Origin of the sequence: Embleya sp. NPDC059237 (assembly GCF_042754105.1) — a bacterium.
GTDB lineage: Bacteria > Actinomycetota > Actinomycetes > Streptomycetales > Streptomycetaceae > Embleya.
Genome location: NZ_JBHZAE010000002.1, coordinates 289,071 through 314,446 on the forward strand (window position 1 = coordinate 289,071; position 25,376 = coordinate 314,446).

The 25,376-nt window shown below is 71.6% G+C and carries 7 protein-coding genes; 1 reads left to right on the top strand and 6 read right to left on the bottom strand.

Going from position 1 to position 25,376, the window contains the following annotated elements; genetic code table 11:
- Positions 1-156: 156 nt before the first annotated feature.
- Positions 157-3,300 (top strand): BTAD domain-containing putative transcriptional regulator, encoded by a 3,144-nt coding sequence (locus tag ACFXKZ_RS08245; protein ID WP_379997760.1) that lies wholly within the window; start codon positions 157-159, stop codon positions 3,298-3,300.
- Here ACFXKZ_RS08245 and ACFXKZ_RS08250 read toward each other — a convergent pair.
- The 6 genes from ACFXKZ_RS08250 to ACFXKZ_RS08275 all read right to left on the bottom strand — a co-directional run bounded on the left by ACFXKZ_RS08250 (position 3,284) and on the right by ACFXKZ_RS08275 (position 25,367).
- Positions 3,284-4,045: an ABC transporter permease gene (locus ACFXKZ_RS08250; protein ID WP_379997762.1), complete on the bottom strand. Its 762-nt coding sequence runs from the start codon at positions 4,043-4,045 to the stop codon at positions 3,284-3,286. The genes ACFXKZ_RS08245 and ACFXKZ_RS08250 overlap by 17 nt on opposite strands.
- Complete coding sequence (locus tag ACFXKZ_RS08255; protein WP_379997764.1) at positions 4,042-4,980, bottom strand: ATP-binding cassette domain-containing protein; 939 nt, start codon at positions 4,978-4,980, stop codon at positions 4,042-4,044. Before ACFXKZ_RS08255 ends, ACFXKZ_RS08250 begins: the two co-directional genes overlap by 4 nt.
- A gap of 120 nt (positions 4,981-5,100) precedes the next feature.
- Positions 5,101-5,826 (bottom strand): thioesterase II family protein, encoded by a 726-nt coding sequence (locus ACFXKZ_RS08260; RefSeq protein WP_379998669.1) that lies wholly within the window; start codon positions 5,824-5,826, stop codon positions 5,101-5,103.
- Positions 5,827-5,927: 101 nt separating this feature from the next.
- A complete protein-coding gene (locus ACFXKZ_RS08265; protein ID WP_379997766.1) occupies positions 5,928-9,818 on the bottom strand; it encodes an amino acid adenylation domain-containing protein in 3,891 nt (1,296 codons plus the stop codon).
- Between the two features lie 4 nt (positions 9,819-9,822).
- Positions 9,823-17,577 carry an amino acid adenylation domain-containing protein gene (locus tag ACFXKZ_RS08270; protein WP_379997768.1) on the bottom strand — a complete coding sequence of 2,585 codons (7,755 nt, stop codon included), beginning with the start codon at positions 17,575-17,577 and terminating at the stop codon, positions 9,823-9,825.
- Positions 17,578-17,588: 11 nt separating this feature from the next.
- Positions 17,589-25,367, bottom strand: a complete 7,779-nt coding sequence (locus tag ACFXKZ_RS08275) for an amino acid adenylation domain-containing protein (protein ID WP_379997770.1) — start codon at positions 25,365-25,367, stop codon at positions 17,589-17,591.
- Positions 25,368-25,376 lie beyond the last annotated feature (9 nt).

The window sequence follows — 25,376 nt, forward strand, 5'->3', positions numbered from 1 at the left end:
GCCGTCCGGTTTTTCGGCGGCAGCTGCCCATCGCCTCGAAATCGGTACCGAATTCCCGCGCGGTATCGACACGCGGACGCGCCATATCGCGATCGAGGTCCGTCAAGGTTTCGGGGTCCGGTCGGACGGTCCGAACAACCGTGGCAAAATCGGTGGGTGCAGATCGGGATGCTGGGTCCTTTCGAGGTTCGCACGGACGCCGGCGGTACGGCCGACGTGCCGGGCGCGCGGCTGCGCGCATTGCTGATCGCCCTCGCACTGAGAGCGGGCCACCCGGTTCCCAAGGCCGTGCTCGTGGACTGGATCTGGGGCGAACACCCGCCCGTCGACGCGACGAACGCACTGCAACGCCTGGTGTCCCGGCTGCGCAAGGTGCTGCCCGACGGGGTGATCGAGGGCCGGCCGGACGGTTACCGGCTGATCGTGGAACCCGACGCCGTCGACGCGGTGCGGTTCGAACGCCTCGTGGCCGCGGGCCGCCTGCGCACCGAGGACGCCTCCCGACGGGTGCGCCTGCTGCGCGAAGCCCTCGACCTGTGGCGGGGTGCGGCCATGCAGGACGTCGGTCTGGCGGACAGCGCCGCGTTCGACGCCGCGATCGTGCGCCTGGAAGGCTTACGCCTGACCGCCACCGAGGAGCGGTTCGACGCGGAGGTCACCCTCGGGCGCGGCGCCGAAGTGGTCACGGAGCTGACCGACCTGGTGGCCACACATCCGATGCGGGAACGGTTCGCCACCGCGCTGATGCGCGCCCTGGTCGCGACCGGTCGCGACAGCGACGCGCTGCTGGTGTATCAGCGCACCAGGGAGGCCCTGGCCGACGCGCTGGGCGTGGACCCATCGCCGGAGCTGGCCGCGTTGCATGGCGCGCTGCTGCGGGGCGAGTTGGGCCGACGGGAGGAGAACCGCAGGAGCAACCTGCGCGCCGAGCTGACGACCTTCGTCGGGCGCGACGCCGACACCGCCGCGGTTCGCGAACTCGTCGCCGAGCACCGGCTCACCACGGTGATCGGGCCGGCGGGGGCGGGCAAGACCAGGTTGGCCACGGAGACCGCCCGCACCCTGCTCGACGACCTGCCGGACGGGGCCTGGCTGGTGGAACTGGCCGCCATCGGCACCGACGGCGACGTGGCCCGCGCCACCCTCTCCGGCCTCGGTCTGCGTGACGCGCTGCTCGGCGCGGCGCCGAGCGTGGAGCCGACGGACCGGCTGATCGCCGCGATCCGCGAGCGGGAGGCGCTGCTGATCCTGGACAACTGCGAGCACGTGATCGAGTCCGCGGCGGTGTTCGCCCACCGGGTGCTCGGGGAGTGCCGGCGGCTGCGGATCCTGGCCACGAGCCGGGAGCCGCTCGGCATCACCGGGGAGGCGCTGTGGCTGGTCGAGCCGCTGGCCCTGCCGGACGCGGACGCGAGCCCCGACGAGATCGAGGCCGCGCCCGCCGTCCGGCTGCTGCGCGACCGAGCCGGGGCGGTGCGCCGGGACCTGTGGGTCGAGGCCCCCGCGCCGGAGACGATGGCGCGCGTGTGCCGGGCGTTGGACGGGATGCCGCTGGCGATCGAACTGGCCGCGGCCCGGTTGCGCACCATGTCCATCTATCAGCTCGCCAACCGACTCGACGACCGGTTCCGTCTGCTGACCAGTGGCAGCCGGACCGCACTGCCTCGACACCGGACACTGCGCGCGGCCGTCGACTGGAGCTGGGAACTGCTCACCCACGTCGAGCGAGTGGTCCTGCGTCGGCTCTCGGTGTTCGCCGGTGGGGCAAGCCTGGAGGCGGCCGAACGGGTCTGCGCCGGCGACGCGGTCGAGCCGGAGCAGGTCCTCGAACTGCTCACCGCGCTGACCGAGAAGTCGCTGCTGCTCGCCGAGGGCGACCGCACCCAGCGTTACCGCATGATCGGCACGATCAAGGAGTATTCCCGGCACCGGCTCGCCGAGGCGGGGGAATCGGACCGGGCGCGCCACGCGCACCTGGCCTGGTTCACCGAACTCGCCGAGACCGCGGAGCCGCATCTGCGCCGCGCCGAACAGTTGGAATGGCTCGCCACGCTGGAGACCGAGCACGACAACATCAGCGCGGCGATGCGTGGCGCACTGGCGGCAGGCGAGGCGCAGGCGGCGATGCGGCTGGCCGCGGGCACGGGTTGGTACTGGTGGCTCAGCGGCCACCGGACCGAGGGCATCGAGCTGATCATCGCGGCCACCCGCACGCCGGGCGAGGTGACCGACGAGACCCGGGCCATGGTGTATGCGCTGGTCGTGCTGTTCGTCAGTTCCGGGCGCGGCGACGAGCACCAGGCGGCGGTGTGGATCCGCGAGGCACACCGGTTCAGCCTGCGCAGCCGACGCCGCTACCCGCTGCTCGGACTCGTCGCCGCGCTGGAGCGCCTGTTGCAGGCGCCCGACGCGTTCCTGCCCGCGTTCGAGCCGCTGCTCGACAACGAGGACCCGTGGGTACGCGCGCTTGCCCGGCTGCACCTGGGCAAGATGCGGATCATGCTCGGCCAGGGCGGGCGGGACGCGGACGCGTATCTGGAGATGGCGCTGGCCGAATTCCGGGAGATCGGCGAGCGGTTCGGGATCTCGTTCGCCCTGACGGAGTTGGCGGATCGCATCGCCGTGCGCGGCGAGTTCGCCGGCGCGTGCGAGCACTACGAACAGGCGATCGCGGTGGTCACCGAGGTGGGTGCCCTGGAGGACGTGATCCGGATGCGCTCGCGGCAGGCGCAGTTGTACTGGTTGCTGGGCGACGAGGAGGCCGGCGCGGCCGCCCTGGCCGAGGCGGAGCGGCACGCGAAGCGGGTCACCTGGCCGGACGCGCTGGCCGAGTTGGCCTTCGCGCGTGCGGAACTCGCCCGGTGGAGCGGCGATACCGGGGAAGCGCGTCGGCAACTCGGCGTCGCGACGGCCATGTTGGGCGAGGAGGCGCAGCAGGCGAACGTGCGGGCGGCCACGCACGACCTGCTCGGCTATCTCGCCGAGGACGTGGGCGAGGCGCGGGAGCACCGGGCGGCGGCCTGCCGGGCGGCGACCGAGGCGGGTCACGCGCCGGTGATCGCGCAGGTGCTCGTCGGGGTCGCGGATCTGGCGCTGCGTCGCGACGATCCCGTGCAGGCCGCGCGGTTGCTCGCGGCGAGCGCGGACGTACGCGGGTTGCCGGACCGCTCCCATCCGGACGCGGCGCGGATCGAGCAGAACGCGCGACGCCGCCTCGGCGACGGGGGTTTCGCCGAGGCGGCTCGAGAAGGGACTCAAATGCACTGGTCCCGGCTTGTCGCGGTCACGCTCGCTTCTTGAAGGTGGACACCGCCCACACGTATCCCACGAGAGCGAGCCCGATGCACCAGGCGATGCCCGCGAGCGCGTCGCCGGTCGAGGGGTCGCCCGCCAACAGCCCGCGCAGCGTCTCGATGATCGGGGTGAAGGGCTGGTATTCGGCGAACTGGCGCACTCCGGCGCCCATCGTGTCCGCGGGCACGATGGCGCTGCTCAGGAACGGGAGCATGATCAGCGGCACGGTGGCCAGGCCCGCCGATTCCGCCGACTTCGCGGCCAGCCCCAACGCCACGGTGAGCCAGCTGGCCGCGACGGTGAGCAGGACGACGAAGCCGAGCACGCCGAGCCAGTCGAGGGCGCTCGCGTCCGGGTCGAACCCCATCGCGAAGGCCACCGCGATGATCGCCGTGCAGGCCACCAGACAGCGCACCGTGGTGACGATGACCTGTCCGGTCAGCACGGCGCCGCGGGAGATGTCCATCGCCTTGAAGCGGTTGATGATGCCCTTGGTCATGTCGTCGTTGACGGCCGTCGCGGTGGACCCGAGCCCGTAGCTGACGGCCATCACGAGCATGCCCGGCGTCGCGTAGTCGATGTAGCTCTCGCCGACCTCGAAGGCACCGCCGAGCACCTTGACGAACATCAGCAGCAGCACGATGGGGAACAGGATCGCGTTGAACAGCACGAGGGGGTTGCGCATGGTGTGCTTGAGGTTGCGGCGCAACATGATCGTCGAGTCGGCCCACGCCGTGGCGACATTGCTCACGACGCGACCGCCTCCTCGCTCGGGTGCCCGGTCAGGGCGAGGAAGACGTCGTCGAGGTCCGGGGTGTGCACGGAGAACTCCTGTGCGTTGATCGAGTACTCGTCGAGCCGGTCCAGCAGGGCCCGCAGCGACTTCGACTGGCCGTCGCTGGGCACCCGCAGGAGCAGTTCCTGGTCGTCTCTCGTGCCGCCGCGCAACACGCGTGCCGCCGCGTCGAGTTCGTCGAGGTCGGTGAAGCGGAGCCGGACGTGGGTGCCGGGGACCTGACGCTTGAGTTCGTCGGGGGTGCCCTCGGCGACCAACCTGCCCTGATCCAGGACCACGACCTGATCGGAGAGGTGGTCGGCTTCGTCGAGGTATTGGGTGGTGAGGAAAATGGTGGTGCCGTCGGCCACCAACTCGCGGACGATCCCCCACATCGTGCGCCTGCTCCGCGGGTCCAGGCCCGTCGTCGGCTCGTCCAGGAAGATGATCCGCGGGTCGCCGACCAGTGTCATCGCCAGGTCCAGCTTGCGAGTCATGCCGCCCGAGTAGGTCGAGATGCGCTTGTCGGCCGCCTCGACCAGGTCGAAGCGCTCCAGCAGTCGTTCGACCACCCGTTCCCCGGAGCGCACCCGCTTGAGGTCCGCCATCAGCTGCAGGTTCTCCCGGCCCGACAACAGCTCGTCCACCGCGGCGAACTGGCCGGTGACCCCGATGGCCGCGCGTACCTGCCTGGTCGCGGTCAGCACGTCGTGCCCGGCGACGTGCACCGTTCCGGCATCGGCCGTCAGCAACGTCGCCAGCACGTTCACCGTCGTCGTCTTGCCCGCCCCGTTCGGGCCGAGCATGGAGAACACCGATCCCTCGGCGACCTCGAAGTCGATGCCGTCGAGCACCACCCGGTCGCCATATGCCTTGCGCAGCCCGGAAACTGCGATCGCCGAACTTCTCATGCATCCACCATTTCCACGGTGACTGTCACCCGACTGTCACACCCCTGACACGGCCGCTGCCATGGCATTTCGTCGTATCGCCCCGGGTCGGGACGCCGCCCCCGGGCAGGCGGCGGCTCGTCACCTCGCGGTGTCGCGGGCGGACTGCGCCTCGATCAGATCCAGGATCTCCCGGGCGTGATCGACCAGATACATGTGATCGCCCGGGAACTCGGCGTATTCGAACGTGCTCGTGGTGGCGTCCCGCCACTCCCGGGCCTGGTCCGCGCTGACCAGGCCGTCGGAGCCGCCGCGAATCGAACAAATCGGCACCGACACCGGGTCGTCGGTGCTGGGCAGGTAGTTCTCGTGCATCTCGCAGTCGGCCTGCAACACGGGCAGGATCAGCTCGCGCATCTCCGGATGATCCAGTGCCTCGTGCCGAAACCCGGCGAACTCCTCCACCCGGGCCAGGAACTCCTCGTCCGGAAGGCCCGTCGCCCGCCGCTCGCGCTGGGTCCAGGGACCGGGCGAGCCACTGACGATCAGCCGTTCGACGGGCACGTCGCGCGTACTGAGCAGATGCACCAACTCGTACGCGAGCACCGCGCCCAGGCTGTGCCCGAACAACACGGTCCGCGTCCCGCGGCCGAGGTTCGCGACGATCTCGTCGACCGAGTTCTTGGCCGCCTCGACGACATTGCGATACGGCGTCTCCAGGATCCGCCGCTCCCGGCCGGGCAGTTCGACCGAGAGCAGGCGCCACCGGTCGCCGGCCGGTGCCCGCCACGGGTGGAAGAACGACGGTCCCGCGCCGGCGAACGGCACGCACAGCAGCGCGGTTTGCCCTCGATCCGGCGTGGACATGCCGGGTGTGCTCACCCCGACCAACCCCAATCCTGCGTTCGATGGTTCATGGAAAACCCGCGACCCGGCGACCGGGGACGACCCGGCGACCGGCGGCCCCGCTACGGCCGTTCGATGGCCGATTGTTCCGCGTCCGCGAGTTTGCGGACGATGACCTCCATGACCTCGGCCACGGGTGCGGGCATGTTCATCTCGTGGTGCGTGGCGCGCACGTCGTGCACCTCGATGTCGCCCAGGACCAGCGGTCGCCACATGTGCGCGTACAGATCGTCCTTGAGCGTCGCGCTGAAGAACACCACGTCGCCGCGGTAGACCGGCGATTGGAAGGTCATGATGTGCCGGGTGTTATTGGCCAACACCTTCGACATGGTGTCCAGGAAGTCCTGTTGGTTGTCGGTGCCGATGTACTGGCCGAAGAACTCCTCGAGTTCGTCCCGGTAGTCCTCCAGCGTCTTGCCGGCGTGGATCTCCGAGAACCCTTCGCCGCCCGGCTGGGAGTCGAGGATCGCCACCAGGCCGACCTTGTGCCCACGCCGGTCGAGCCCCTCCGCGACGGCCTGCACGACGGTGCCGCCGTAGGACCAGCCGATCAGGTAGAACGGGCCCTCCGGCTGGATCTTCAACATCTCGGCGATGTAGTCGTCGACCATCTCCTCGACGGAGCCCGCGAGCGCGTCCACGCCGTTGGAGCCGCGCGATTGCAGGGCGTAGGCCGGGCGGTCCGGCACGTGCATGACGAAGCTGAAGTAGGCCCAGCCCAGGCCACCTCCCCCGTGGAAGAACCACAGGGGTTCCTTGCCCGTGCCGGGGTCGTTGTTCAGCGGCAGCACGACCCCGAACGGGTCGACATTGTCGCCCACGGGGATGCCGCCGATGAGCACGAGCGAGGCCAACTCGGCCACCGTCGGGAACTTGATGATCGTCCTGAGGGGCACGTCGACGTGGAACATGGCGCGGATGCGCACGCTGAGCCGGGTGGCCATCAGCGAGTGGCCGCCGAGGGCGAAGAAGTCCTCGTGGATGCCGACGTTCTCCCGGCCTAGCAACTCGCCGAACAGCGCGCACAGCTTCTCTTCGGTGACGTCGCGGGGTCCTTCGCCGACCGCGGCGCTCGTCTGCTCCGCCGGCAGCGCCCGCCGGTCGAGCTTGCCGTTGGGCGTCAGCGGGATCCGCGAGAGCGCGATCACCGAGGCGGGCACCATGTACTCGGGCAGGCGCCCGCGCAGGTACTCGGTCAGTTCGGCGAGCAGCGCGACCGTCGCCTCGTCGTCGTACACGCGCGGCCCCTCGCCCGCCGGGGTACCGGAATCGCCCGGCGCGCCGACGGTGGAGGCGGGCACCACGTAACCCACGATCTGCCGGTCGTCCTCCCGGTCCTCGCGGACCACCACCGCCGCCTGCGCCACCGCGGGGTGCCCGGCCAGCGCGTGCTCGATCTCCCCCAACTCGATCCGGTAGCCCCGGATCTTCACCTGGTGGTCGGTGCGGGCGATGTATTCCAGCAGGCCGTCGCGGTTCCACCGCGCCAGGTCCCCGGTGCGGTACATCCGCGCGCCGGCCGGGCCGAACGGGCAGGGCACGAACCGCTCCGCGGTCAGGTCGGGCCGGCCCTGGTAGCCGCGCGCCATACCGGTGCCGGCGATGTACAACTCGCCCTGCACGCCGCGCGGGACCGGGCGCAGCCGCGCGTCGAGCAGGTACACCTGCGTGTTCCCGACCGGAGTCCCGATCGCGACCCCCGCCCCGGCCTTCACCGGCGCCATGGTCGACCACGTCGTGGTCTCGGTGGGGCCGTACCAGTTGCCCACCTCGACGGCCTGGTCCGCCAGCGTCTCGGCCAGCCGTACCGGCACCGCCTCCGCGCCGGTGATGATCCGCAGGCCCTGCGCGGCGTTCGGCTCGTGGGTCAGCACCATCTGCCAGAAGGCGGGGGTGGCCTGCACCACGGTGACCCCGTGCCGGCGCAGGAACGCCACCATCCTCGACGGTTCGGTGACCGTGTCCCTCGTCGCCATCACCATCGTCGCGCCGCAGACGAATGGAAGGTACAGCTCGGTGTTGGCCATGTCGAACGACACCGTCGTGCTGAACAACATGCGGTCGTCGGGCGACAGCGGGAACCGTCGCCGCGTCGCGGCCACGAAGTTGGCCAGCGCCCCGCGCGAAATCGCCACCCCCTTCGGGGTTCCGGTCGAGCCCGACGTGTAGATCACGTACTGGGTGTTGTCCGGCCGTACGACCACCTCCGGCGCCGAGTCCGGGTATCCGGAACAATCCGCGCCGGCCAAGGTGTCGGCGTCGAGCACCAGGAGCGGATCCGCCTGCCCGAGGACGTGGTCGATCCGCGAGCGCGGGTGGTCCGGGTCGACCGGGACGTAGGCTCCGCCGGCCTTGAGCACCGCGAGGATCGCCACCATCAGGTTCACCGTGCGCGGCAGGCACACCGCGACCAGCGACTCGGCCCGCACGCCGCGCTCGACCAGCCAGTGCGCCAGCCGGTTCGACCGGACGTCCAGTTCCCGATAGGTGAGCGTCTCCTCTTCGCCGATCACGGCGAGGGCCTGCGGCGTGGCCTCCACCTGCCGGTCGATCGCCGCCAACAGGCCCTGTTCCAGGGTCGGTTCGGTGGTGTCGTTGACCTCGACGAGCAGTTGCTCCCGCTCCCCCTCGACCAACACGTCGATGTCCCCGACGCGCACGCCCGGATCGGCCACCACCTGCTCCAGGATCCGGACGAAGCGGGCGGCCATGTCCTCGACCGTGCCCCGGTCGAACAGCTTGCCCGAGTACTGGATGTCGCCGTGCAGCCGACCGGCCTCGTCCATGCCCATGCTGAAGAACAGGTCGACCATCGTCTTCTGGGTGAGCGCCTGCTGGAACTCCACCCTCAGTCCCGGCAGTTCAAAGCTGGGCCGGGCGTAGTTCTGCCAGCCGCACATCACCTGGAACAGCGGCCGGTACTCGGCCGAGCGGTCGGGGTTGAGCGTCTCCACCAGCACGTCGAACGGCACGTCCTGCTGCTCGTAGGCGGACAGCGCCTTGTTCCGCGTCCGGGTGAGCAGGTCGACGAAGGACGGGTCGCCCGAGAGGTCGATCCGCAGCACCAGGTTGTTGACGAAGCAACCGATCAGGTCCGCGAGCGCGTCGTCGGTGCGGCCGGCGATCGGGGTGGCGATCGGTACGTCGTCGCCGGCGCCGAGCCGGCTCAGCAAAACCGCCACCGCGGACTGCACGACCATCGCCATGGTCGTGCCGCGCTCGGCGGCCAGCTTCTCCAGTCCGGCCGACACCTCCCGGGTTGCCGCGAGGGCGACCGCGTTGCCGGCGGTGTCCGTCTCCACCGACCGGGGGCGATCCAGCGGCAGGTTCAACGGCTCCGGTACACCTTCGAGTTCGTCGCGCCAGTACTCGATCTGCGTGGCGACCAGGCTGTCCGGGTCGTCCACGTCGCCGAGGACCTCGCGCTGCCACAGCGTGTAGTCCTTGTACTGCACGGGCAGCGGCTCCCACTCCGGTGCCCGACCGTCGCGGCGCGCGGTGTAGGCCACGCCCAGGTCCCGGGCCAGCGGCGCGCCCGAGCTGCCGTCGGTGGCGATGTGGTGGATCACCACGGCCAGCACGTGGTCCTCGGGCGAGCAGCGGAACAGGCTTGCCCGAAAAGGGATTTCGGTGGCCAGGTCGAACCCGTGCGCGACCGCCTCGTCGACCGCGCCGGCCACGTCCTCGGCCGCGAGCTCGACCACCGGCATCCGCGCCTGCGGAAGTGCCTCCGCCAAGGGCAGGATCCGCTGATGCGGCTCACCGCCCTCGTCGGTCACGTACGTGGTGCGCAGGACCTCGTGCCGCTCGACCACGTCCCGGACCGCCGCGGCGAGGGCGTCCCGGTCCAGCGCTCCGGTCAGTCGGAACGCCGCCGCCATGTTCCAGGTCTCCCCACCCTCCAGCTGGTGCAGGAACCAGTAGCGACGCTGTGCGAATGACAGCGGAATCATTGCCTCACTCCTCTACGGTCATCTTGCGCAAACCGGGGCGGCGGGGAGCCGTCGGTTCCTCCGACCACGGTGCGAGCGCGGCCACTGTCGGCAAGTCGAAGATCTTGCGGATGGGTATCTCGATCCCCAGGTCGGCGCGGGCCCGGCTGATCAGCCGGGTGGCGAGCAGGGAGTGCCCGCCGAGCGCGAAGAAGTTGTCGTCGATACCGACCCGGTCGATGCCGAGCACCTCGGCAAACAGTCGGACCAGGGTCTCCTCGCGGGCATTGCGCGGCGCCCGATAGGCGGCCCCGCCGATCTCCGGCTCGGGCAGCGCGGCCCGGTCCAGCTTGCCGTTTGGCATCAGCGGCAGCCGGTCCAGGAACACCAGTGCCGACGGCACCATGTACTCGGGCAGTCGCTCGGCGAGGAATCCTCGAACGGTGTCGGCGTCGGCCTCGCCCGACGACACCAGGTACGCGACGAGCCGCGTACCGACGCCGGTGCCCCGGGTGAGCACGGCGGCGCGGGCGATGTCGGGGTGCGCGGTGAGCGCGGCCTCGACCTCGGCGGGCTCGATCCGGAAGCCGCGCAGCTTGACCTGCGCGTCCCCCCGCCCCACGTAACGGAGTTCGCCCTCGGCGTTCCAGCGGGCCAGGTCCCCGGTGCGGTACATGCGCGAGCCGGCCGGGCCGAACGGATCGGCGAGGAAGCGCTCCGCGGTCGATCCGGTGTTGCCGTGGTAGCCGCGTCCCACGTTCCCGCCGACGTACAACTCGCCGACCGCGCCCGGCGGCACCGGCGCGAGGTCGGGGCCGAGGAGGTAGGCCCGCATGTTGCCGAGCGGGGTGCCGACGGGCGCGCTGCCCGCCCAGTCCCGGGTGTCGCCGGAGACGGTACTGGTGGTGGCGTAGAACGTCTCGCTCTGCCCGTACGCGTTGACGATCCGAACGCCGGGGAAGGCCTCGCGCGTCTTGTCGACGAGCGACGGCGGCAGGGCCTCGCCGGCGAAGACCACCGTCTCCACCTCGACCCGGTCGCGGACGCGGTCGACGAGTTCGGCGAAGGCCGACGGCACGGTGGACACCACCGCGCCGCTCCAGCTCTTCCCCTCGTCCAGGACCAGGACGTCGCGGACCACGTCGACGACGCCGCCGGCGGCGAGAGTGGTGAAGATCTCGAACGCCGAGACGTCGAAGTTGATCGACGTGCCGGCGAGCATGCGCTTGCCGGACTCCATGCCCACCCGTGAGGCGAGCCGCAGTACGCCGTTGACCACGTTGGAGTGGGTGATCGCGACGCCCTTGGGCTTGCCGGTGGATCCGGAGGTGTACAGCACATACGCCAACTGCTCGGCGTACGGCGGCCGCTCGATGGCGACGCGCGCGGTGGTCGGGTCGAGCGCGTCGAGGAGCACGTCCGGGGCGTCGTGCTCCGGCAGCGCGGCGACAGTCGCGGAGTGGGTCAGCACCAGGTGCGGGCGTGCCTCCTCGAGGATGGCCCGCAGGCGTTGGCTTGGGTACTTGGGGTCGACCGGCAGATACGCGCCGCCGGCCTTCAGGACCGCGAGCAGGGCGACCACCAGGTCGGCCGAGCGCGGCAGCGACACCGCCACGGGCGACTCCGGACGCACCCCGAGTTCGACCAGTTCGCGCGCCAGCCGATCGACCCGGGCGTCCAGCTCGCGATACGTGAGCGATTCGCCCTCGGCAACCACGGCGACCGCGTCCGGGGTGCGCGCCGCCTGGGCCTCGACCAGTTCGGTGATGCTCACGTCCGGGGTCGGCGCGGCCGTGTCGTTGAACGCGACGAGCAGGCGCTCGCGTTCCGCCGGATCCAGCGTCTCGACCCGAGCGACCGTGCGTGCCGGTTCGGCCACGAGTTGCCGCAGGATGCGCAGGAAGCGGGCCGCGATCGCCTCCACGGCGGCCCGGTCGAAGGCGCCCGGCGCGTACTGGAGGATGAACTCCAGGTGCGGGTCGGCGGCCACCATCAGGGCCAGCGGGTAGTGGGTGCCGTTGTTCGGGCGCAGGCCGGTGAAGGTGATCCCGTCCGCGGCGGCGCCGGCGGCGGTCAGGCCCTCGCGGTCGATGGGATACGACTCGAAGACCACCAGGGTGTCGAACAGGGACGGCAGGCCGACGGCCTGTTGGATCTCGGTGAGCCCGTGGTGGTGGTGCTCCATCAGGTCGGCCTGTCGGCTCTGCAACGCGGCCAGGACCTCGGCGAGGGTGTCGCCGGGGGCGTGGCGCACGCGGACGGGGACGGTGTTGATGAACATCCCGACCATCGACTCGACGCCCACCACCGCGGGCGGGCGCCCGGAGACGGTGGCGCCGAAGACCACGTCCCGGCGGTTGGTGAGTCGGCCGAGCAGCAGCGCCCAGGCGCCCTGCACCAGGTTGTTGACGGTGATGCCCATCGCCGCGGCCCGACGGCTCAACGCGCGCGCCTCGTCGACCGGGAGGGCGATCTCCAACTGGTCGAGACCGCCCTCGCCCACGCCGGCGGAGCCGGGCGCGAGCAGGGTCGGCTCCTCGACCCCGTCGAGTTCGGCCGCCCACGCCCGTGCCGTCTCGTCCTCGTCCCGGCGGGCCCGCCAGGCCAGGAACTCGCCGTAGCTGCGGCTCTCGGGCAGGCCGGCGGGATCGCCTCCGGAGGCGTAGAGCAGGAGCAGGTCGCGCATCAACAACGGCATCGACCAGCCGTCGAACAGCACGTGGTGGGCGGTCATCACGAACTCCGCCCGCCCGGCCTCCAGGGTGACCAGGGCCAGTCGCATCAGGGGAGGGGTGCGCACGTCGAAGTGGGCGGCCCGGTCCCGGACGAGGAATCGCTCGAACGTCTCGGTCCGCTCCGCCTCGCCGACCGAGGTCAGGTCGAGGTGTGTCCAGGGCACGGTCACCCCGCGCGCCGGCACCGCCTGTACGAGAGCGCCGTCGGCCCGCTCGACGAACGCCGCGCGCAGGTTGGTGTGCCGCTCCAACAGTGCCTGGCCGGCCCGATGCATGCGTTCCGGGTCGACCTCGCCGGAGAGCTGGAAGACCAGCTGCACGTGGTAGGCGTCGAAGGACGTGCCGGCCAGCATGCTGTGGAACAACATCCCCGATTGCGCGGGGGTGGTCGGCCAGATCTCGGCCAGCCGGCCGAGCCGGGCCTCCCAGCCGTCGATCTCCTCCTGACGCACCTCGACCAGCGGCGCGTCGGTCGGGGTCAACCCGCCCGCGTCGGGGGTCGCGGCGTGCCGGGCCAGCGCGGTCGATGCCTCGACCCACGCCTCGGCCAGCTCGGTCACGTCCTCGCGGGAGAGCACACCGGTGGGGAAGGCGAAGTGGGCGGTCAACTCGTCGCCGGCGGCGGTGGGCGTGGCCACCACGTCGATCTCCAGGGCCGAGAGCACCGGCATGTCCGCGTTTGGTGCGGCGATCAGGTCCGGGTGCGTGGTGTCCGGCGCCCAGCCCAGGCCGCGCAGCTCCGCGGGGATGTCCGTGCCGGAGGCGCGGCCGAGGTAGTTGAACCCGATCTGCGGCTCCCGCTCTGCGGCCAGTGCGCCGGCGGTGTCCTGGTTGAGCCGGCGCAGCAGTCCGTAGCCGATGCCGTTGTCGGGCACCGCGCGCAGCTGCTCCTTGACCGCTTTGATCGCCAGGCCGGCGGCCGGGCCGCCGGCGAACGCGTCCGCCACATCGATCCCGGCCAGGTCGAGCCGTACCGGGAACGAGGAGGTGAACCATCCGATCGTGCCCGACAGGTCGGCGCCGGGGATCACGTGCTCCTCCCGGCCATGCCGCTCCATCCGCACCAGCGCCGAGGACTCGTTCCCGCCTCGGGTACGACGCCGCCGCGTCAGCGCCAGCGCGAGCGCGGCCAACAGCCCGTCTTCGGCCCCGCCACGGAACACCGCCGGGACGGTGGTCAGCAGGGCCTCGGTGACGTCGGCCGGCACCCGGACCCGCACCGTGTCCACGGTGGCCGCGACATCGCGGGTGCGGTCGAGTTCCCGGGCACCGAGCGCGGGCTCGTCGCCGCTCAGGATCCGCTGCCACACGGGCAGTTCCGCCACGCGCGCCGCGTCGGCCGCCTCGTCGGCCAGGGCATGCGTCCACCGGCGCAGCGAGGTTCCCACCGGCGCCGGTTCGGGGGCGCGGCCGGCGTGGATCCGTTGCCACGCGCAGATCAGGTCGGGTACCAGGATCCGCCACGACACCCCGTCGATCACCAGGTGGTGCAGCACGATCAACAACCGGCCCGCGCCCGGGTCGGCGGCGAACCACACGAACTGCGCCACGACACCCGCGTCCGGATCCAACCGTCCCGCAGCCGCGTCTAGTTCGGCGGTGACGTCGGCATCGCCGCTGGGCACCTCCCGCAGCAGCGCGCCGGCGTCCACGCTGCCGGGCGGCTCGATCCACAGACCCGGCCGGAGCCGGTCGAGCCGCGAGCGCAACACGTCGTGCCGGTCCAGCACGGCCTGGAGCGCGCCGAGAAGTTCGGCGCGGTCGATGCGCTCGGGCAGGGTCAGCATCGCCGACATCGAGAACCGCCCGATGCCACCACCGAGTGCGAGAACGTGCGCCGCCATCGGCGTCAGCGGGACCGGGCCGACGCCGCCACCCGGCAACTCGGCCAGGATCGGCTCCTGTTCGGCGTCCCGCCCCGCGACCGACTCGGCGAGCCGGGCGACCGTGCGGTGCTCGAAGATCTCCCGGACGCCGACCGTGATGCCCCGGGCCTTGGCCCGGGCCACCACCTGGACCGAGCGGATACTGTCGCCGCCCAGCGCGAAGTAGTCGTCGCCGATCCCGACGCTCTCCAGACCGAGCACTTCGGCGAACACGGCGCACAGGATCTCCTCGCGCCGATTCCGCGGCGCCCGGCCGGTCGACACCTGTGCGTAGTCCGGCGCCGGCAGCGCCCGCCGGTCGAGTTTTCCGTTCGGCGTCAGCGGGATCGCGGAGAGCGGGACGATGGCGGCGGGCACCATGTAGTCGGGCAGCCTGGCGCGCAGGTGCTCGCGCAGGTCGGCGAGCAGGACAGCGTTCCGGGACGGCGCCGTGGCCTCGGCCTCGGTCGGCGCGAGGCCCGACCCGGAGTCGGGTTCCGAGTCCGGCTCGGGGTTCGGCTCGGGTTCCGGAACCACATAGGCGACCAGCCGCTTGTCGTCCCCGTCCTCGCGCACCACGGCCACCACCTGCGTCACGCCGGGGTGTGCCGCCAATACATGCTCGATCTCGCCGAGTTCGATCCGGAATCCGCGGACCTTGACCTGGAAGTCGGTCCGACCGACGTAGTGCAGCCGTCCCTCCCGGCCCCAGCGCACGAGGTCCCCGGTGCGATACATCCGGGCGCCGGCGGGGCCGAACGGACACGCGACGAATCGTCCGACGGTCAGGTCGGGTCGCCCGTGATATCCGCGGGCCAGGCCGTCGCCGGCGATGTACAACTCGCCGTCGACCCCGCGCGGGACCGGCCGCAGCCGCGAATCCAGCACGTAGACCCGGGTATTGCCGATGGGTGTGCCGATCGCCGGGGCACCGGATCCGGGCGCGACGGTCGCGCTCGTCGACCAGATCGTCGTCTCGGTCGGGCCGTACACGTTGAGCACGTCGACGGCCCGGTCGGCCAACGTCTCGGCCAACCGCTGCGGCAGCGCCTCGCCGCCGACCAGGACCCGCAGGCCCGTCGCGGCGGTCGGCTCGTGGGTCAGCACCATCTGCCAGAACGCGGGCGTCGCCTGTACGACGGTGACCCCGTGCCGGCCGATCGTCGTCACGGCGGCGGCCGGATCGGACACGGTGTCCTTGTTCGCGAGCACCACCGCCGCACCGGAGATCAGCGGCAGATACAGCTCCAGCGCCGCGATGTCGAACGAGATCGTCGTCACCGCCAGCAGGCGATCCGCGGGCGACAGCGGGACCCGCCGACTCATCGTGGCCAGGAAGTTCGTCAGCGCGCCGCGCGGGACCGCCACACCCTTCGGGTTACCGGTCGAGCCGGAGGTGTAGATGACATACACGGTGTTGTCCGGCGACACGCGCACGGTCGGCGCCGAGTCCGGGCCCGTGGACAGATCCATGTCGGCCCATGTCCCGGTATCGAGCACGAGCACCGGGCGGGAGTCCGCCAGGATGTGGTCGATCCGGGAACCCGGGTGCTCCGGGTCGATCGGGATGTAGGCGGCGCCGGCCTTCTGCACCGCGAGCAGTGCGACCACGAGGTCCGCGGAGCGGGGCAGGCGGACGGCGACCGGCGACTCCGGCCGCACCCCGCGCTCGATCAGCCGGTGCGCCAGCCGGTTGGCCCGGGTGTCCAGCTCCCGGTAGGTCAGCGATTGTTCCTCGCCGATGACGGCGAGCGCGTCGGGGGTGTCGCGCGCGTGCCGTGCCACCGTGTCCACGAGGTCGGCGGCGGGGATCGGCTCGACCGTGTCGTTCGCCGTGCGCAGCAGCCACGTCCGCTCGTGCTCACCGAGCACGTCGAGGTCACCGACACCCACGCCCGGATCGGCGACCACCAGTTCCAGGATGCGTACGAACCGCTCGACGATGTCGGCCGCCGTGGCCCGATCGAACAGTTCGGTCGCGTACTCGAGTCGCCCGTGCGCACGTCCGGTGGCGTCCGGGACCACGTTCAGGAACAGATCGACCTTGGCTGTGTCGGTGCCCACCGGCACGGGGGTGACCCGCAGACCCGGTATCTCGATCGGCGGCCACACGAACTGCCAGGCCAGCATCACCTGGAACAGCGGCTGGTACGCGGTGGAGCGCTCCAGGTCGAGCAGTTCCACCAACCGCTCGAACGGCACGTCCTGGTTGTCGTAGGCGGCCAGGGACTTGTCCCGTACCTGTTCGAGCAGTTCGCCGAACGAGGGGTTGCGGGACAGGTCGGCCCGCAACACCCAGGTGTTGACGAAGAACCCGATCAGATCGGCCAGGGCATCGTCGGTACGCCCCTCGATCGGGCTGCCGATCGTCACGTCGTCACCGCCGCCGAGGGTGCGCAGCAGCACCGCCAACGCCGCCTGGGCCACCATCGGCGCCGTGGCGCCGCGGTCCGCGGCCAGTTTCCCGAGCCGGGTGAGCAGCTCGGGTTCCAACTCGAAGGAGACATGACCGCCGTCGTGGCCGGCCACCGTCGGCCGGGGCCGGTCGAGCGGCAGCTGCAACGGCTGCGGCACGTCGACCAATTCACCTCGCCAGTAGTCGAGTTGCGTGGCGGCGAGGCTGTTCGGGTCGGCCTCGTCGCCGAGCAACTGCTGCTGCCACAGCGTGTAGTCCTTGTACTGCACCGGAAGTGGGGTCCACCGCGGCGCGCTCCCCTGCCGCCGGGCCGTGTACGCCGACACCAGATCCCGGAGGAACGGCGCCATCGACGATCCGTCGGCCGCGATGTGGTGGAACACGAACACCAGGATGTGCTCCTGCGGGGCGACCCGCAGGAGGGTCACCCGCAGGGGCAGGTCGGTGTGCAGTTCGAACCCCTCGCAGGCGACCTCCCGCGTCACGGCCTCGACCGCGTCCGCCGCCACGTCGACCACCCGGAATCGCGGAATGGCCTCCTCCGGGACCAGGATCCGCTGCTCCGGCGTCCCGTCGGCGTCCTCCACGATCAGGGTGCGCAGGCTCTCGTGCCGAGTGACGATGTCCGCCACCGCCGCGGCCAGGGCCGCCGTGTCCAGTGGCCCGTCCAGGCGGAGCACGAACGGAATGTTGTAGGTCGCGGACGAGCCTTCCAGACGGTGGAGGAACCACAGCCGACGCTGGGCGAAGGACAACGGGATCATCGACGCTTCTCCTATGTGGTCATCGGGCGCAGCTGCGGGCGGCTGGAGGCGGTCGATGCGCCGAGGCTCTCCGCCAGCTTGGCGACGGTGGGATTGCGGAATACCGTCGTGACTTTCACGTCCACGTCGAGTTCGTTGCGGATGCGACCGGTCAGCCGGGTGGCCAGCAGCGAGTGCCCGCCGTGCTCGAAGAAGTCGACGTCGATGCCGATCTCCTCCACACCGAGCAGTTCGGCGAACAACCGGCAGAGCACTTCCTCCCTCGGGTTGCGCGGCCCGCGTCCGACGGCGACCTCGGTCTGCTCGGGCGCGGGCAGGGCCTTGCGGTCGAGCTTTCCGCTCGCGTTCGTGGGGAACTCGGCGAGTGGGACGATGGCCGAGGGCACCATGTACTCCGGCAGCCGTTCCCGGGCCAGGTCGGTCAGCGCGGCGAGGTCGAGGTCGGCCGCCTGCGCGGTGCCCGGGTCCTTGCCCGGGACGACGTAGGCGACCAGCCGCTGGTCGCCGGCGCGCTCTTCGCGCACCACGACCACCGCGTGGTCGACGTCGGGGTGTGCGGTCAGCGCCGCCTCGATCTCGCCGAGTTCGATCCGGAAGCCGCGGACCTTGACCTGGAAGTCGGTGCGGCCGAGGTATTCGACCTGGCTGTCCTCGTTCCAGCGGACCAGGTCGCCGGTGCGGTACATCCGGCTTCCCGGGGCGCCGTACGGGCAGGCGACGAACCGGTGCGCGGTCAGGTCGGTGCGGCCGAGGTAGCCCCGGGCGAGGCCGGCGCCGGCCAGGTACAGCTCCCCCGCGACGCCGGGCGCGACCGGGCGCAGCGCCGCGTCCAGCACGTACACCTGCGTGTTCCACACCGGCGCGCCGATCGGGACCCGCTCCGCGCCGGGTACGTGTTGCCAGGCGGTGACCTCGACGGCCGCCTCGGTGGGCCCGTAGAGGTTGTGCACCCCGCAGTCGGGCAGCAGGTCGACCGTCTTGTTCGCGAGCGTGGCCGGGAACGCCTCGCCGGCGACCTCGATCCAGCGCAGGCTCGTGCACGCCGCGGCCGAGGGTTCGGCGACGAACGCCTCCAGGAGGGAGGGCACGAAGTCGGCGCCGGTCACCTTCTCGCGCCGGATCAGCTCGGCCAGGTAGGCCGGGTCCCGGCGCCCGTCGGGCCGGGCGATCACCACGGCGGCGCCGACCTGGAGGGGGGCGAACAGTTCGGGTACCGACACGTCGAAGCTCGCCGAGGTACTGAGCAGCACCCGGTCCCGTTCGTCGACGTCGAAGTGCGCCAGGCCCCACTTCAGCCGGTTCATGATCGACCGGTGCGACACCTGTACGCCCTTGGGGCCGCCGGTGGATCCGGAGGTGTAGATGACGTAGGCGGCGTTGTCGGGCGACAGCGTGCGCTCGGGGTCGACCACCGGGTATCCGGAGACGTCCGGGAGCGTCCCGTCGAGCACCAGGAGCGGCTTCGCGCTGTCCAGTACGTGGCGCACCCGGTCCTCGGGCAGGTCGGTGTCCACGGGGAGGTAGGCCGCACCGGCCTTGACCACGGCGTAGATCGCCACCATCAGGTCCACCGACCGGGGGATCCGTACCGCGACGGTGCGCTCGGGGCCCGCGCCCTGGACGATCAGCCAGTGCGCCAGTCGATTGGCGCGCCGGTTGAACTCGCCGTAGGTCAGCGTCTCCCGGTCGCCGATCAGCGCGATCCGGTCGGGCTCCCGCGCCACCTGGGCCTCGAACGCGCCCGGCAGGGTGTCGGGGGCCACCGGGTGCGTCGTGTCGTTGACCCGGCGTACCAGCCGGTCCCGCTCGTCCGCCGCCAGCACGTCGACGGCGCCGATCGGCACGGTCGGGTCGGCCAGCACCTGCTCCAGCACCCGCACGAGCCGGGCGGCGACCTCCTCGGCCGCGGCGCGGTCGTAGAGGTGGTTCTGGTAGTCGAGGGACAGGCGCAGGTAGGGGTCGGAGGCGTTGAGCGTGAGCGGGTAGTGCGAGCCCGCGAACGGCCGGATGGCGTCGATGGAGAAGCCCGCGGAGGTGTTCGCCTCGATCATGCCCTCGCGGTCGATCGGGTAGGACTGGAAGACCACGATGGTGTCGAACAGGGCGGGCAGTCCGACCCCGCGCTGGATGTCGGCCAGCCCGTAGTGGTTGTGGTCGAGCAGCGCGGTCTGCCGCCGCTGCAACTCGGTGACCACGTCGGCGACACGCTGGTCGGGTGGGCACGGGACCCGGATCGGCAGGGTGTTGATGAACAGGCCGACCATCTCGTCGGAGCCGAGCAGGTCCGCCGGGCGACCGTTGACCGCGGCGCCGAAGACCACATCCTGCTGTCCGGTGAGCTTCGCGAGCAGGATCGCCCACGCGGCCTGGAGGAGCGTGTTCAGCGTGACCCCGAGTTCGGCGGCGCGGCGGGCCAGTTCGCGGCCCTTGTCGATCGACAGCGGTACCTCGATCCGGCCCAGGGCCGACGCCGTCTCGCGCAACGCGGTGCTCGGGGCCACCAGGGTCGGCCGGTCGAATCCGGCCAGCTCCGCGGCCCACGCGGCGGCCGACGCCTCGCGGTCCTGCGCCGCCAGCCAGGCCAGGTAATCGCCGTAGCCGCGGACCGGCGTCATCTCGTGGGTGCCGGAGTAGAGCCGGATCAGGTCCGTGATCACCGACGGCGACGACCAGCCGTCGAACAGCGCGTGGTGCGCGGTGATCACCAGCTTGGCCCGCTTCGGCCCGCAGGTGAGCAGGGCCAGGCGCAGCAGCGGCGGCCGGACGGGATCGAGTTGGTCGACCCGGTCCGCGGCGAGGAACCGGTCCAGCTCGGCGTCCTGTTCGACCTCGTCGCGGTCGGTCAGGTCGATGTGCCGCCAGGGGATGTCGACGTGTTCCGGCACGACCTGGATCGGCTCGCCGCCGGCTCCGGTCAGGAACGCGGAGCGCAGGTTCGGGTAGCGGGAGAGCAGTGCCTGCCCGGCCGCCCGGGTGCGCTCCGGGTCCACGTGTCCGGACAGGTGCAGCACGAACTGCATGTGGTAGACGTCGAAGGAGCCGTCGGCGAGCGCCGCCTGGAACAGGATGCCGGACTGCGACGGGGGCATCGGCCACACCTCGGCCAGCCGGCCGTAGCGCTCCTCCCAGGTCTCGATCTCGTCCTGTCCCACCGTGACCAGCGGGTTGTCCGACGGCGTCAGGCCGCCGATCGCCGGCTGCGCGGCGTGTGCGGCCATCCCGCGCAACATCTCCACCCACGACTCGGCCAGTTCGCCGACGCGTTCGCGGGTGAGCAGGCCGGTGGGGAACATGAGGGCGGCCTGCAGTCGGGTGCCGTCGGGAGTGTCGGTGGCGACCGCGCTGACCTCCAGGGCGGACAGCGCGGGCAGGTCCGGGTCGGGTGTCGGGACCAGTTCGGCGGACCAGGACGACGCCGGTCCCCACCCCTGCGAGCGCAGGTGTTCGGGCACGTCGGCGTCGGAGATCCGGCCGAGGTAGTTGAACCCGATCTGCGGCACCGGGAGTTCGGCCAGTTGTTCGGCGGTCTCCGGGTTGAGGTGACGCAGCAGGGCGAATCCCACGCCCTTGTCGGGGATGGCGCGCAGTTGCTCCTTGACCAGCTTGATCGCCCGCGCGACGGCGGGACCGCCGGCCGACACCTCGGCCGGGTCCACGCCCCGCACGTCGACCCGGGCCGGATACATGCTGGTGAACCAGCCGACGGTGCGCGACAGGTCGGCGCCGGGGACGACGTCCTCCTCGCGGCCGTGTCCCTCCAACCGGACCAGGGTGGAGTGCTCCGTGCCCTGCCACCGGTTGACCGCCAGGGCGAGCGCGGCGAGCAGTACATCGGTCCCGGTGCCCTTGAAGGCCGCGGGGAGCGTGGTCAGCACCGCCTCGGTGACGTCGGCGGGCACCTGCACCCGCACGCTGTCGAGCGTGGCCATCACATCCACCGCGGGGTCGAACGCGCGGGTGCCCAGCGGGGGGTTCGGCGCCTCCAACATGTCGCGCCAGAACTCCAGCTCGGCTTCCCGCTTCGGGCTCAGTGCCTCGTCCGCCAGGGCCGACGCCCAGCGGCGGGCCGAGGTGCCGACGGCGGGTAGTTCGGGCGTGCGGCCGGAGCGGACCTGCTGCCACGCCTCGGCGAGGTCGGCCATCAGGATCCGCCAGGACACGCCGTCCACCACGAGGTGGTGCAGCACCACGAGCAGTCGGCCGGCGCCCGACTCGGCGGCGAACCAGACGAAGTCCGCCATGGTCCCGGCTTCCGGGTCCAGGCGTGCGGTCGCCTCGTCCAGTTCCGTCCGCGCCAGGTCGAGCAGCTTCGGCTCGTCCCACCGGCCGTCGCACGGAACCCGGCGGATCAGCTCCGCCGCCCGCACCGCGCCCTGCGGGCGGACCACGAGGGAGGATTCGTCGTGCTCGCGCACCAGTTGCGCGCGCAGCAGGTCGTGCCGGTCGAGTACCGCGTCCAGCGTCGCCGCCAGGCCGCTCTCGTCGATGCCGGCGGGCAGTTCCAGGGCGATCGACATGGCGAACCGGTCGATGCCGCCGCCGTGTTCGAACACCTGCCGGGCCACCGGCTGCAACGGCATCGGGCCGACGCCGCCGCCCTCGTGCTCCGCGAGCGCCGGGATCGTGTCCCGTCGTGCGGTGGCCACCTCGGCGAGTCGGGCCGCCGTACGGCACTCGAAGATCTCCCGCGTGGTCAGCTCCAGGCCCCGGGCCCGGGTCCGGGCCACCACCTGGATCGAGCGCAGGCTGTCCCCGCCGACGGCGAAGAAGTCGTCGTCGACGCCGACCCGCTCCACGCCGAGCACGTCCGCGTATGCCGCGGCGACGATCGCCTCGGCCTCGGTGCGCGGTTCCCGGTAGGTCTCGCCGACGAACTCCGGTTCGGGCAGCGCCGAGCGGTCCAGTTTGCCGGTCGGTCCCAGCGGCATCCGGCCGAGCACCACGAAGGCCGACGGCACCATGTAGTCGGGCAGCCGGGCCGCGACGAACCTGCGCAGCTCGGCGGCCGAGGCACCGGACTGTACGTCCACGTCGCCGATCCCGCCGGCACCGTCGTCACCGACACGTTCGCCTTCGGTGTGCACGACGTAGGCGACCAGTCGCCGGCCGCCGCCGGGCACCTCGCGGGCGACCACCACCGCCTCGCCGATCCCGGGGTGCGCCGCGCAGGCCGCCTCGACCTCGGCGGTCTCGATCCGAAAGCCGCGCACCTTCACCTGGCCGTCGCCGCGCCCCAGGCATTCCAGCTGCCCGCGCGCGTTCCACCGGGCCAGGTCGCCGGTGCGGTACATCCGCTCGCCGGCCGGACCGAACGGGTTGGCCACGAACCGCTCGGCGGTCAGGCCCGGACGGCCGTGGTAACCGCGCCCGAGGCAGGTGCCCACCACGTACAACTCGCCGACCGCGCCCTGTGGCACCGGGGCCAGTCCCGGGCCGAGCACGTAGGCGCGCATGTTGCCCAGCGGGGTGCCGATCGGCGCGACCTCGCCGTCCGTCCACTCCTCGGATCCGTCGAGGGAGAACGTGGTGGCGTAGAAACTCTCGCTCTGCCCATAGGAGTTGACGACCTGCACGCCGGGCAGCGCCTCGCGCACCTGCCGCACCAGTCGGGCCGGGAGGATGTCGCCCGCGAAGACGACCGTGCGCACGTCGGTGGTCTTCTCCAGGTGGCCGACCAATTCGCCGAGCACCGAGGGAACCGCGCTGATCACCTGGCCGGCCCAGCCGGGCCGTTCGGCCAGGGCCAGCGCGTTGGGCACCACCTCGGCCGTGCCGCCGGTGGACAGGGTGGTCAGCAGTTCGAAGACCGAGACGTCGAAATTCACCGAGGTACCGGCCAACATCCGCCATCCGGGCGGCGCGTCCAGCACGCGGACCAGCTCCCGCACGCCGTTGACCACGTTGCGGTGGGTGATCGCGGCGCCCTTGGGCTTGCCGGTGGAGCCGGAGGTGTACATCACGTACGCCAGGTGGTCCGGCGCCAACGGCGAGGTCCGGCGCGCGTCGTCCGGCGCCCCCACGGGCGTGTCCCACTCCGCGCGCCGGTCCAGCTCCACGGCCCGGATGTCGTTGGCCGGCATGTCCGACCACGTCCGCGTGTCGGTGACCGCGAATCGCGGACCGGCCTCGGCGAGCACCGTTTGCGCCCGTCCGCCCAGATACTGCGGATCCATCGGCACGTATCCGGCACCGGACTTGAGGATCCCCAGCAGGCCGACCACCAGGTCCTCGGTGCGCGGCAGGGCCAGCACCACCAGGTCCTCGGGCCCGGCGCCGCGCCGGATCAGCTCCCACGCGACGGCGTTGGCCCGATCTTCCAGTTCGCGATAGGTCAGCGTGCGCTCGTCGCACACGATCGCCGGGGCGTCCGGTGTCGTCGCCACCTGCGTTTCGAACAGCTGCGGGACGGTCAGCTCGGTCGGGGCCGTGGCGGTGTCGTTGAACGTGCCGAGCAGCCGCTCCCGCTCGGCCTCGTCCAGCACGTCGATCCCGCCGATCCGGCGCTCCGCGTCGGCGGCGAGTCGGCCCAGCACGCGCACGAACCGCCCCGCGAGGGTTTCGACCGTGTCCCGGTCGAACAGGTCGGTGCGGTACTCCAGTCGGCACTGCGCCCCGCCCGAGGCGTCGGGGAGCAGGTCGAAGAACAGGTCGAACTTGGCGGTTCGGGTCTCCAGCCGCTCGGCGCGCACCTCCAGGCCGGGAATGGTCAGCGCCGGCACCGGCGGCTGCCAGGAGAGCATCACCTGGAAGAACGGGTTGTAGGCGGTGGACCGGTCCGGGTTGAGCAGTTCCACCAGCCGCTCGAACGGCATGTCCTGGTTGTCGTAGGCGGCCAGCGCCCGATCCCGCACCCGCCCCAGCAGTTCGCCGAAGGTCGGGTTGCCGGAGAGGTCGACGCGCAGCACCCAGGTGTTGACGAAGAAGCCGACCAGGTCCCGCAGTTCCTCGTCGGTGCGGCCCGCGATCGGGGCGCCGATGGGCACGTCGTCGCCGCAGCCGAGGTGGTGCAGCAGCACCGCGAGCGCGGAGTGCATGACCATCGAGACCGTGGTGTCCGCCTGCGCGGCCAGCTTCTCCACGGAGCGGAGCAGGTCGGGGTCGATGGCGAATCCGACCGCGTCGCCGCGGGCGCTCATCATCCTCGGCCGCGGCCGGTCCGTGGGCAGCGCCAGCGGCTGTGCCATGTCGGTCAACCCCTCGCGCCAGTAGGCGAGTTGCCGGGCCGCCAGGCTTTCCGGGTCGGATTCGTCGCCGAGCACGTCGCGCTGCCACAGCGTGTAGTCCGCGTACTGCACCGGCAGCGCCTCCCACACCGGTGCCGCGCCCGCGCGGCGTGCCGCGAAGGCCGTGGTCAGGTCGCGGAACAGCGGCCCGAACGATTCCCCGTCCACGGCGATGTGGTGCGCCACCACCACCAGCGTGTGCTCGCGCGGTCCGCACCGCACCAGCTCGGCCCGGATCGGCACGTCGGCCGCCAGGTCGAAGCACTTCGTGGCCACCGCGTCGACCGCCGCCGCCCGCCCCTCCTCGGCGACCTCGACGACCGGCAGCCGAAACGGCTCGTGGTCGGCGGGCAGCACCACCTGGTGGGGGACCCCGTCGTCGTCCTCGACGATCACCGTGCGCAGGACCTCGTGCCTGTCGACGACATCGCGAAGCGCCGACTCCAGTGCGGCCACGTCCAGTTCACCGGTCAGCCGCAGCGCGAACGCGCCGTTGTAGGTCGGCGAGGGGCCTTCGAAGCGGTCCACGAACCACAGCCGACGCTGCGCGAACGACAACGGAATCATTGTGTCTCC

Bases quoted from the DNA above. Each gene is read 5' to 3' on its own strand.
- ACFXKZ_RS08255 (WP_379997764.1), bottom strand. From the start codon at position 4,980: ATGAGAAGTTCGGCGATCGCAGTTTCCGGGCTGCGCAAGGCATATGGC.
- ACFXKZ_RS08260 (WP_379998669.1), bottom strand. From the start codon at position 5,826: ATGTCCACGCCGGATCGAGGGCAAACCGCGCTGCTGTGCGTGCCGTTC.
- ACFXKZ_RS08265 (WP_379997766.1), bottom strand. From the start codon at position 9,818: ATGATTCCGCTGTCATTCGCACAGCGTCGCTACTGGTTCCTGCACCAG.
- ACFXKZ_RS08270 (WP_379997768.1), bottom strand. From the start codon at position 17,577: ATGATCCCGTTGTCCTTCGCCCAGCGTCGGCTGTGGTTCCTCCACCGT.
- ACFXKZ_RS08275 (WP_379997770.1), bottom strand. From the start codon at position 25,367: ATGATTCCGTTGTCGTTCGCGCAGCGTCGGCTGTGGTTCGTGGACCGC.